The following is an 11423-nucleotide window of genomic DNA, read 5'->3' as shown; positions in this document are numbered from 1 at the left end:
CTTCGAAACAAAGTCAGCCGCAGGCGGGTCAAAACGGTCATCGAAAATCTGATCTGGCTGGCCTCTCGAATGGTAGAGCATGCCAGACAAACGAAGCTCCGCTTCGGAAGACATAGTCCATGGTTTCAGACATTCCAGCGCATTTACGGGACCTTGTCGGGATAATAGATTGCGAACCTATGTTTCCGTTCAAGCTTTGCACAAGGGAAGCTTTGTTTCGTGATGTCTTTTTCAAGTGAATCGAGTCATCACCTCTGCTTTCTGCGCCTATCGTTACAACTGATAGTGATGGTTCTCTTATTCGTAACCCTTTCACGGATTCAGGTTTAAATATAGTTGTAAACAATAGGTTTATATGGTAAATATGTATGTAGAACATAGAATAGTTCTCCGCCACACCACGTTACACCGACCCGCCATGTATACTCGCACTAGGAGTTCCATTTCTTCTTCATGAATCCAGCAGCAGTGCAGCAGAAAATGAGACGGAAATTTGCGAACAACCTCATTGAAAGCGATTACAATGTGAAGGAGGCTGTTTATGAACCGCAAACGGTCACTTTATGTGACGCTCTTCTTTCTTCTTTTCTACTCTATTATTTGTCATGTCGGCTTGCCGTCTGCCCGCGCGCAGGCCACACATGCCAACAATGATTACCCCATCGTGCTCGTCCATGGATTTGGCGGCTGGGGAAGAGACGAGATGTTTGGTTTTAAATACTGGGGCGGATTCGGCGATATTCAAGAGAAGCTGCGTAAAGACGGATATTCCGTCTTCACTGCCACGGTAGGAACGGTATCGAGCAATTGGGATCGAGCCTGCGAGTTATATGCGCAGCTTAAGGGAGGCACCGTGGATTACGGGGAAGCCCACTCGGAAAAGTACGGTCATTCGCGATATGGAAGGACCTATGAAGGTCTGTATCCGGATTGGGGAGAGATCGATCCGGAGACGGGGCAGCCGAAGAAGATTCATCTGATCGGCCATAGCATGGGGGGACAAACCGCACGGATGCTGGTCCATCTGCTGGAGAACGGAGACGCCGCCGAACGCGATGTTACCGCTGCATCTGAGCTATCGCCATTATTTAGCGATCGCCCGCTGGCGCATGTAAGCAGTCTCGTGTCCATCGCCACGCCGCATGACGGCACCAGCTTCACGCATTTCGTCAAAGGAGTCGCTCCCTATACCCACCAGTTGATAGGCGTGGTTGCCGCAGCCGTCGGTAATTTTGAGCAGCCCTTATATGATTTCAAATTGGATCAATGGGGGCTGAAGCGATTGCCCGATGAATCATGGATCCGTTATTCCAAGCGCGTCCTAAACAGCGAATTCTGGACGCTATCGAAGGACAGCTCGCAGTGGGATTTAAGCCCTGACGGGGCCAAAGAATTGAACGAGCGGGTACAGGCGCAGCCCCGCGTCTACTATTTCTCAATTGCGGCCAACAACTCCTATCGGGTGCCGCTACTGGGCTGGCATGTACCGAAAGCGTTCATGAATCCGTTTTTATTGCCGTCCAGCTTTTTTATCGGCTCCTTTACCTATCATGCCCCGGGGCACGTCACCATCGATCGGACATGGTGGCCGAATGATGGTCTGGTCAACACGATTTCGATGAACGGGCCGAAAAACGGATCAACCGATCACATCGTGGCTTACCGCGGAAAGCCGCGGCCCGGAAAATGGAACTATCTGGGCCTGATGGACTCCTGGGATCATCTCGACGTTGTGGGATTGGGGATGAAGCGAACGGATGATTTTTTTCGCAACGTAGCGAAAATGGTTGCGGGTTTGCCTGACTGATTCAGATGGTTCTTTTTCTATGCTCCAAATGAAGAACGTTGAGACGTATGTAACATAGTTGGAATTATAATAATACGTGCTTCGTGATAGTTGTAGGATGGCGCACATTAGATACCGGGTACTTGTTTTTGTTTTGCATGATAACACTTACTTTTGGACATTTGGATTTGCTTCAAGGTTTTTTATTTATGATTCGTTATACCTCATGTTCATACTCCGTTCTCTATTAATAAATTCAAACGCAAAGAACCCGAGAGGGGACACTTTTTTAAAGTGTCTTCTCTCGGGTCACAGTTCTCTTGACCACAAGATAACACTAGTCTTTTTTAATCAAATTGTTCTTCAGAGACTTTTTTCTTCCACTTGTTAATCCAGTCTTTTTCTTTTCGTAACCATTCTTTTGCGTCTCCTATGCTTTTTTCTGGATTAAAAACTGCTGCTGTGATAGCTTCTCCGTCGTCACCAGTTAATACTAATGATGTTCTTGCGGTACCAAATCCAAAATATGGGCATATTTTTTTTTCTGTTTCATCATAACTGAGACAATGTGCTCCAACATCACCTGGATTATACTTACAACAATGAGGTTTTAAAGAATTTCCTGTATTTTCGTAAAAACAATATCCTTCAACAACTACATGCTTCCATCTCATCTAATCAACACCTTATTTTAGCTTATTATAAGTGTGAGGAATTATTTCAGTCCATGTCATAACGTTGTCTTTTAATTCCCCAATAACTCTGTATTGGTCGTTAATTCTTACTGAGTATTTACTGTCGAATCCTTTTAACTTTTCAAAATTCAAGCCAGTACGTATGGAAATCCTTCACCTTAAAGTTGTAGACAGTCTTATGTTCTTTCTTAATCTCAATCTTCTCAATGGCTAACTCATTACCATCTGAGGTTGTCAGAACATCGCCCACCACAAGGTCCTTGGATTCCACCCAACCTATGTCGACAATCCAGAACGGATGCTCATCGGTCGTTGTAATGACTTCGCCACCAACAGTAATATTATACGTTTCTTCTACGTCACGTTGGAAGAGCCATTCGACTTCCTTGTAAGCCATCTCGCCTATTTCATCGTCTTTGGCCAGAACCTTATCCCCTACCTCGATTTCCTCGATGAGTTTCTCCCGTCCATTCTCGTGCGTACAATCAAGTCATGAAATTATCATTCTGTGGGCTCAGCCGCCCGATTCATTCGGTACTAGGTGGGGGAAAAAGAAGACCCTGAGGATTGCCGCCCTCAAGGTCAATTCGTGGAACTATATGATGTTTAAATCGCTCTTTATTTGCTCAAGTAACTTAAGAATATTGTCTACTTGTTCAAGTGACAATTCAATGACCACAGGTTGATATTGTTTAGTAAACTCGTCAAAAGAAGTAAATGCCTCACCCTCAACGGGTTGTACATAATGCCACTTATAACTCGGGCTAATTTCAATGTAGGACTTTCCGTCCATACTGTATAACCATGTCTGGAACTCTCTAATCGACCAAATCCAATACTGTTGGAATATGTCCTCCTCGTCTTCTTCAACTTCATCTGATAGGTTATAAGTCCAAATATTCCATGCTTCCCCTAGTCTACCGACCTTCAAATTTGAATTTAGCGTCATTTTATTTGCCTTACACTTTGTCAAACCGTTATAAAGTGGAGTCACTGCTTCCTGAATTACATCGTCAAAAATTCGCTGTTTACTATGCATTTCCCGAAATAGTATAGTAACTACATCGAATTTGTTTCTTACTATGCTTTCCGAACAAATATCCAATCGAGAAGTCGTTGTTAGTTGAATCGAGTTATAAACAATCATTTAATATTTCCTTTCTTATCAACTAATCCTGCTTTTCTTAAAATAGATTGCATTGTGGGAGTAAGTTCGCTCCATGCCCTAACATGTCCATGGTATAGACCTTCGCTAGTTTTATCAAGCACAACAAACTCTCCGTCACTTATACCTATTCTTCGATCAGTATTCGGCCCAATTGAATATGAATTATCTAATGCTGTTTGTCCATCATTGGGTGCTTTATTTTTCTTACCTTTATTAGTTGCACCATGATAAGGTGCATTTTCAAACTTTCCATTAGGACAATTGGTATTATGCACCCAAATTCCAATATCCGTTACATAGTACGTATGGTAGTCAGCAACTGTAAAGTTGTAAACCGTAACAGGCTCATCCAGTTTTACGAACTCTACTTTGTCAATCGTTAAGTTGCTTCCGTCTGCCTTTTGGAGTTTATCGCCTACTTGAAGTTCATCTGCGAAGACCCACCCTTTTCCTTCAACCCAGAACGGGTGATTGTCGGTCGTCTCGATGATTTGCTTCCCAACATGCAACTTAATAATATCATCACGTTGGTTTCGGAATAAAGCCGTTACTTCTTTGTAAGCTAACTCTCCATTCGGGTAATTCTCATCCTTGGCGAGAACCCTATCTCCGACCTCAATGTCTTCGATATTCTTCTCCCCGCCGTCTGTCAATACCTTTGTCCCGGCCGTGAAGCAATTGCATTTCAAAAGCAATTTGCCAATTTTAGATTCTGCCTTAATTATTTTGAATGCTTTTCCAAATGGAGTAAGGCTGGCCGCCGCAAGTGCCTTTTCACCAAAGGAGGCTTCCGAGCTTATTAATGTATTGATGTCGTCCAGCAGCAGGAGTTTGGCACCCTCAACCGCTATTGTCTTTCCTGCCTCTGCTTGGGCTTCAAGATACGTTTTGCAGTTAGCCATATCCGCCGCGCACGTCGCAGCCGGAGAGATTGGATATACGAAATTTCCCGTCGGGTCAGAGTAAATTAGCGGATTATTGTACACGTACGTATACAAATTGAAGCTCAGAGGGTTATTGATCTCCCCTTCATAGGTATCCTCCGTTAAAAACCGCCCGATGCCCGGATCATACCATCTTGCACGCAAATACTGCAGCTCGGTTGCCGCATCCCAATATTCTCCCGCGTAGCGGAAGATATTCGGAACCTGCTCCTCTTGTTTCAATGGATTTCCCCAGATGTCGTACGTGTACCGGTTCAGCACTTTCCCTGTCGCATCCTGGATTTCCATGATGTCGCCGTGACCGTTGGTGACATAGTATTGCAAGCTGCTTTGTCCCGGGATTTGACGGGCCACCAGCTTACCAGCCGTATCGTAGATGTAGGCGGCCGTGATCGTGACGCTTCCGTTGGCCTCCACCTTGCCCTCGGCCGCTATTTTGGCCCGTTCATCATAATAATAGCGCGTCGTCTGGCCACCCTCGGTTCGCTCGACCATCAGGTTGTCCCCGTTATACCGATAGCTGACCGCCTTGCCCTCTTCCGTCGTCACCCGAGTCAAGCGATTCCGGTGATCATACGCATAGCTTGCTCCCTTCAGAGTCGGCACCTGATCGCTTCGCAGGGTGCTGCGGTTATCCCGCTGATCGTACGTGTAGACTTCATTGAACTGGCTCGAAGTCTTAATCCGGTTCAGGCGGTCATAGCTGAATTTAGAAGCGGCTCCGTTATCGTTTTTGGCCATCATATTCCGGTTGATGTCATACTGATACGTATATTGTCCAATGAGAGAATTCCCTCGCATCTGCCGAATGCCGGACAAGTTGAACCCGTCATACGTATACGTCTCGCTGAAGCCGTTCGATACGGCGAACTTCGTAAGCTGCTTGGTCTGAGGGCTATATTCATACAGCAGCTCGGACAGGCTCGTTCCCTTCCCATCCAGGACACGTATTTTGTCCGGAATGGCCTGTTCATACCGGTAATCGACGTGAGTTGTCATCGTAACATTACGAGCCGTAAGGGTCTGCCTGGTGCGCAGCTGGCGGGCGTCATAATCAAAAGTCAGCTTCGTTTGATCCGGATACACGATCGACGCCAGCTCACCCGATGGGTGATACGCATATTGGGTAAGACCTGTTCCATCCTTCATGGAAACTCGTTTTCCCGACGCATCGTAGCTGTAGGTTACCGTTGCATCCTTGGTTACACTGCCCGTCAGTACATTACGAGGATTGTACGCAAACGTCTGGGTCTGTCCGTTGCGATCCACGATTCGTGAAACATTATCGTTGGGATCGTAATAGATTTTTTTCTTCTGCTTCCTCGGATCCGTTTGCTGAATCAGGCGCCCGATTTCATCGTATTTTTTCAGTACCACCTTGCCGTCCGCATAAGTAATCTGAACCAAGTCGCCCGACAGATCATAATCGTACCGGGTCTTCTTGCCTTCGGCATCCGTTACGGCGATCAAGCGGCTTAACGCATCATATTCATACTTGGTCACATTGTTGTTAGCATCGGTTTCACTCGTAACATTGCCCGCATGATCATATTCATAGCGGGACAAGATCACGCTGCGGGAAGGCTTGATTTCTTCGCTGCGTGCGATTCTGCCCATCAGGTCATAGGTTTCTTTTATCGGGTTGTTGGTACCATCCAGGATGGTCTTCGTATTCGCTCCATCATCATACAGATAACGGGTGGCGGCAAAATAACCCGGTTGTTCGAGCACGACTCGTCCCCATGCGTCATACTCATAGCGGATCGCGGAACCATTAAAATCGCCTTTCGATACCAACTGATTGAATTCATCGTACCGGTGCTCTGCTGCTCCACGCCCATTGGTCTCCTTGATAAGACGACCGAACGGATCAAACCATAATTCGGTTCGTTTTCCGTCAGGCTCCGTTACGGTAACCCGGTTATTTCCATCATCATACTGTACCTTCGCCTGCGCCCCGTCTGCATATGTGACAGCGGTTACGCGATCCAGGTTATCATAATGATACGTAACCGGCTGGCCCTTGCCGTCGATATATTGATGCATCATGCCGGTCTCGCTGCTATATTTGACCTGCTTCGTGATGTCAGTGGAGACGCCGTCTGCATCGGTTACGGACACCGTTTGCTGATTAGGGAATATATATTTATGGCTTGCATCGAACGCTTGTCTGATGACGGTACTCTTGGAGCCCTCCCCCTGGATTCGGATTGTCGTCGGATTCCCAAAAGAGTCATACTCATAAGAAATCTGACTCAGCACCCGTCCCGTTGCTTCGTCGCGTTGCGTGACCTTTGTCAGTCCGGCATGATTCGTTTCATACTCGTATTCCGTGATGAGGCGGGAGTTGGCGCCAACCGGTACGATGCTTTTCTTTATCTTCTTGACCATACTCTTGGTGCTTCTGCTCAACACAAAATCATATTCATAGTAGCTCGTTGCCTGAAGCGGGTCGGTTGCTTGCGTAACCATTCCATAATCATCATACGAATATCTTAGGCTGCGTGTCTGGGAGCTTCCTGTTTTTCCATAGCTCGTATCCTGAATCCAGACAGGCTTGGTGTGCAGGTCTTTTCTTCTTCCATCTTTTTTATAGTCATACCTGGCAACTCTTCGCTCATTGCTATTTTTATCCTTATCCTCATGGTTGTTGAGATACAAAATCGGCGGGTCTGGCGGGAAAAAGTAGGTTGAACTGGAATCTAAGCGGTCATAATTATATTCATAATCAATGGTGTAGTTGTATCTGCTTATTTTGCGTCCATCATCGACACTCACATTAAAAGTATAGTCTCCGAATTTATCTCCAATATCTTGATGGAAGTTGAGCGTTTGCCTTTCGGCCACTACGGTTGCTCCCGTATTTGTGCTGTACATCAGACGGCGTTCATGGTAACGGACTTGATATTCCTGCGCATAGATTCCGATCTTACGGAATACCGGCACAGATTCAAATTTGGTCTGTGCTTTGGTCGGATGTTCGATCATGCCCAAGGTGACCCAATCATTCTTTCCCCAGTACAGCATACGGTCAGAATAATCCGTGAACACCTCATACCCTTTAAGAAGATTAAAAAACAAGTCTCTTCGAATGTCATAGTGATACGTTGTGGATCGCCCCACCGGATCGATCACTTCCTTCAGCACATATTGATCCCGGCCATTGAGCGATATTTTTTGCTTAATATATTTTACAACCTTCTCTTTAGACTGATTTGTTACTGGATCCTGATAAGTGATTTTGGCCTCTACTCGGTCATTGTGGTTTTGAATAAATAACACATTATGATGCTTCGTATTCTTATCATCTTTTTTGGTCGAAATTCCAACCAAATATAGCTCTCCTAATCTATCGTAGTAAAAATTGATGGCGTTATCATAGTTATCATTAATCTGTACTAAAAGTCCATAATCATCAAAATAATACTCAAGGCCGTTTTTGTAATCGCTCAAAACATATCTTGCCCCTGCCGGTTCGCCATAACGAGGGCCAAAGCTCAGATCGTCGAAGGGATAACCTAGCAATTCATTACGCTCCGAAATGGCGAATGTCCCGAACTCTGGCATATATAAGTGCTTTTGATCACCTGATATTTTAAGATAAGGGATATCCCATATCCATCCTTTCCCTAAGGGGAAGCGAGTGTCTTCTTCCAATTTCCTCGTGGCTTGGCGATGCCTATTTTCATTATAGAAAATATCGTCTTTCCCGCGGGAACTGTCATACACTCGCCGCAGCTCAAAATTCAATCCATTCGGGCCCGGCAACACCAAATCAGTCTGCACGATCCGCAAGGAACCATCTACCGTGGATATCTGCTCGTTCAGATCCCCTATCGAAAAAGGAGCTTGATTGAATCGCAGTTCCTTTTGCTGCAAGGCGATTCTGTCGTACTCGCCGGAGGAGGCCATCCGATCGGCCAGCGAATAGACGGCATCCGTTACGCTCACGCCTTCCCTATCTTCGACCGCCTTCAGGTCCGGCAGCTGATGATATACACTTGTCGTTACGGTAGTAGCCGGTTCCTCTTCCGTTTTCCTTGCCACATTCGGGTAGATCCGCTCCATATACTGCTCGTAAGAGCCGCCGCGCTCCTGCTCCAACAACCCCTCATAAATATGATGAAGCTGGTATCCTCTCGTTATTTCCCTATACACCCAGTCATCCGCGACTCCGAACTGCTTGGCCACCGATGACACGGTAATGATATCTTGTGGCATCAAATTATACGGCTGTTGGCTGTAAACGGATTCAGTAACAGTCATAGGAATATCGGATGCAACATTTTCCCAAGACGCTTCATTAGCAAAAGCAACAGGCAGACTGGTAAACAGTAAAATTACTGCTAGCATAAATGAAATATATTTTTTCATTGTACTCTCCTGTTTTGATTTATTGGTACATCTCCGATACATCGTTGTTTTTGGAAATGGAAGTTTATTCCGTTTGTTGTGGCAGCATCATTTCCACCGGCCCTGAAGGATTGTGGTGTGGATTAAATCGAAGATTATGAACGACGATACTTGCTTCCCATGGTTGGTTAGGATTAATCGGCACTAATCGAACTGACACAAGGGCATTGGTTGCTTTCTCGTTCCCGCTCGTTACGTTAATAACCGTTCCTCGTCCTGGGGATAAAATATAGGTTTCCGTATATTCTCGAGGCCAGGTTACAAGACTGAAAGAGCTTCTAACTCGAACTTCCAGTTTCACGTTTTCGCTTTTCAGGCAAGTAATTTCGCCTCTTAATATAAATTTTGTACCAAAAGTACCATCACCTATTTTCAACTTTTGTGACAGACCCACAGATGCATTTTTTCCCCAGTTCCCCCTCGGAACAGTGATAATTTGCCCTCTTCCATCGTTGCTTTGAAAAATTCCGATTTGATTGTCATCAATCTTCTCCCAACCATTCGCTATATCGCTTTTATTGCTAAACAAAGTGAATAATGAATTCGATAATGCCTGAGGCTCAGTACTATACTCAAATTCGATATCATCGATATAAACATTTCCTGAACCCTGATCACTGTTAAATTGCGCGCCTACTACTATTTTTGCATACGCGGCACCTCGAGGAATTGTACCTCTGACAGATAATGTGATATCCGAAGGACTATCAGAAGAAGTATAGTTTGTCCCCGTCAGGGTACCGTTCTGATGAAAAAACAAGATTCGTAAATGCGACACGGCCCCTCCGGTTTTCTTGAATATGCCTCTTAGTTGATACCCGCGCGATTGTACGACTTCTATATTTTGAGCCACGTATACTTCCTTGCTTCCACGGCTGTTTCGGCCGACGACCTGTTTTTTGTTCCCTTTATCCATTATCATTGAAAATGTGGAAGATGCTTGCTCATCAACACGCTCCCAATAATCAGCTATTGTATCAGCTCCGTTCTGTATCCCCTCACCCTGGAAATCATGATTGCTCAGCCGATTAAAAAAAGAGGAGCTATCATAAACCACTTCAACGCCCTTCGCTGAAATGGAACCTGAGCCATTGCTTCCTGTTGATTGAATCGCTAAGTGAATAACCGCATTTTTCGCGTTATTCGGAACACTGCCTGCTTGCTCGCTTATCGTAAAAAAGAAATCGGAAGTCAATGTACTGCTCTTCTCCATTCTTTTTATTAGATTTCCCTTTCCATCGACATAATCCAGGGCCATGACTACCTTTGCATTCTGCAACTGTTCAATCATAATTGAACTTCTCATCACCGCATATTCTTGTGGAGTTACAGCAATCGTCTGTTTCATGCCTACTGAACTTCCAACAGGCATATTCGAAGCTTTAATTTGCTGAACATTTCTCGTCCCATTCTTCAGTATGCGATAATTCGATGTCGCTTTGTTATTCGCCACATACTCCCATCCCAGTGCATTGCCCACATTGTTTACATACTTAAAATCACTATTGTTCACAAGATTATAGCCAGCCCTCATTTTTATACTTCGACCCGTTATATTTCCATTCTTATCTGCATTAAAAATAACATCCATATCATCATGCGAAATTTGTGTGATATTCCCGTTCTCGTCATAACTGTACTTCGATTCATAAGCGCTGACATTAGATAACGAAGTTGTCAGCAAAATAGCAATTAGAATTAATGCACTATAATATTTTGTCACAATAACCCGCCTTTCTCTGTAAATTGTTCTTTCCTTTTGCAAAGACTATAAATCCATGGCGCTCCCCCTTATATCCACTTTAGTAAATGAATCAAATTAAATAATACCATGATTACCCAATAAATCCACAATAACCTTTGGATTAATTTGTATTTCTACATTTATTTTTGAATTTACATATTATTTTACATAAACAGGATAATATTTTTGTTTTTTCAACATAGAACTCCATAACAAAAACCTTGATCGGCGCCAAGCCAATCAAGGTCCATGAACAAGTAATAATCAAGGCCAGCTATTTATCTTTAAAAGTCTGGTGAAAAAGTCCGCTTAAACAGGTCTTTCCCACGGTTTTGTCGAATTTGTACTGTAACAAATAATCGAGAGAGTGATTGAACATGAAAGCCTATAAGTCATCGGCTGTTCAGCCTCAGATGTTTCAATTCGTGGATATGGATGAACTCGTGCCGAAAAAGCACATCCTGCGTCAAATCAACGAGGCGCTTGATTTATCCATCGTCCATGATTGGGTAGCGCCGCTATATACGGAACGCACCGGTCGCCCGGCGGCTGACCCGGAGCGAATGGTTCGACTGATGCTGCTTTCGTATTTGTTCAACCACTCCGAACGGGAATTGTATCAACTGCTGCCCATGCATGCGGGCTATTTGTGGTTTTGCGGACTGGATTTCGA

Annotated in this window: 7 protein-coding genes and 1 pseudogene; 3 read left to right on the top strand and 5 right to left on the bottom strand. The window is 44.7% G+C overall.

What is annotated here, in order from left to right; translation table 11 throughout:
- A pseudogene (locus tag ABD76_RS29840) lies at positions 1 to 165 on the top strand (IS1380 family transposase); the annotation flags it as partial.
- A gap of 376 nt (positions 166 to 541) precedes the next feature.
- Entirely contained in the window at positions 542 to 1807 is a 1266-nt protein-coding gene (locus ABD76_RS22380; protein WP_197259280.1) for an esterase/lipase family protein, read from the top strand.
- A gap of 326 nt (positions 1808 to 2133) precedes the next feature.
- On the opposite strand, the gene ABD76_RS22375 is transcribed toward ABD76_RS22380, so the two are convergent.
- From ABD76_RS22375 to ABD76_RS22355, 5 genes are all read right to left on the bottom strand, one after another.
- Positions 2134 to 2460 carry a hypothetical protein gene (locus tag ABD76_RS22375; RefSeq protein ID WP_197259279.1) on the bottom strand — a complete coding sequence of 109 codons (327 nt, stop codon included), beginning with the start codon at positions 2458 to 2460 and terminating at the stop codon, positions 2134 to 2136.
- A 142-nt stretch (positions 2461 to 2602) separates the two neighbouring features.
- Positions 2603 to 2935, bottom strand: a complete 333-nt coding sequence (locus ABD76_RS22370; protein ID WP_197259281.1) for a polymorphic toxin-type HINT domain-containing protein — start codon at positions 2933 to 2935, stop codon at positions 2603 to 2605.
- A 141-nt stretch (positions 2936 to 3076) separates the two neighbouring features.
- The gene (locus tag ABD76_RS22365) at positions 3077 to 3628 is read right to left on the bottom strand and encodes a hypothetical protein (protein WP_197259278.1); all 552 of its coding nucleotides are present in this window, start codon (positions 3626 to 3628) and stop codon (positions 3077 to 3079) included.
- Complete coding sequence (locus ABD76_RS22360; RefSeq protein WP_197259277.1) at positions 3625 to 8967, bottom strand: polymorphic toxin-type HINT domain-containing protein; 5343 nt, start codon at positions 8965 to 8967, stop codon at positions 3625 to 3627. The genes ABD76_RS22365 and ABD76_RS22360 overlap by 4 nt, the downstream gene beginning before the upstream one ends.
- Before the next feature lie 64 nt (positions 8968 to 9031).
- Positions 9032 to 10729, bottom strand: a complete 1698-nt coding sequence (locus ABD76_RS22355) for a hypothetical protein (protein ID WP_197259276.1) — start codon at positions 10727 to 10729, stop codon at positions 9032 to 9034.
- Between the two features lie 398 nt (positions 10730 to 11127).
- On the opposite strand from ABD76_RS22355, the gene ABD76_RS22350 reads away from it, so the two are divergent.
- Positions 11128 to 11423: transposase (locus tag ABD76_RS22350; protein WP_197253959.1), on the top strand; the 296-nt coding region annotated here is incomplete at its 3' end.

Source organism: Paenibacillus dendritiformis, assembly GCF_015845845.1.
In the GTDB taxonomy this organism is placed as follows: Bacteria; Bacillota; Bacilli; order Paenibacillales; family Paenibacillaceae; genus Paenibacillus_B; species Paenibacillus_B dendritiformis_C.
This window is presented reverse-complemented; position numbering and strand designations above follow the sequence as displayed.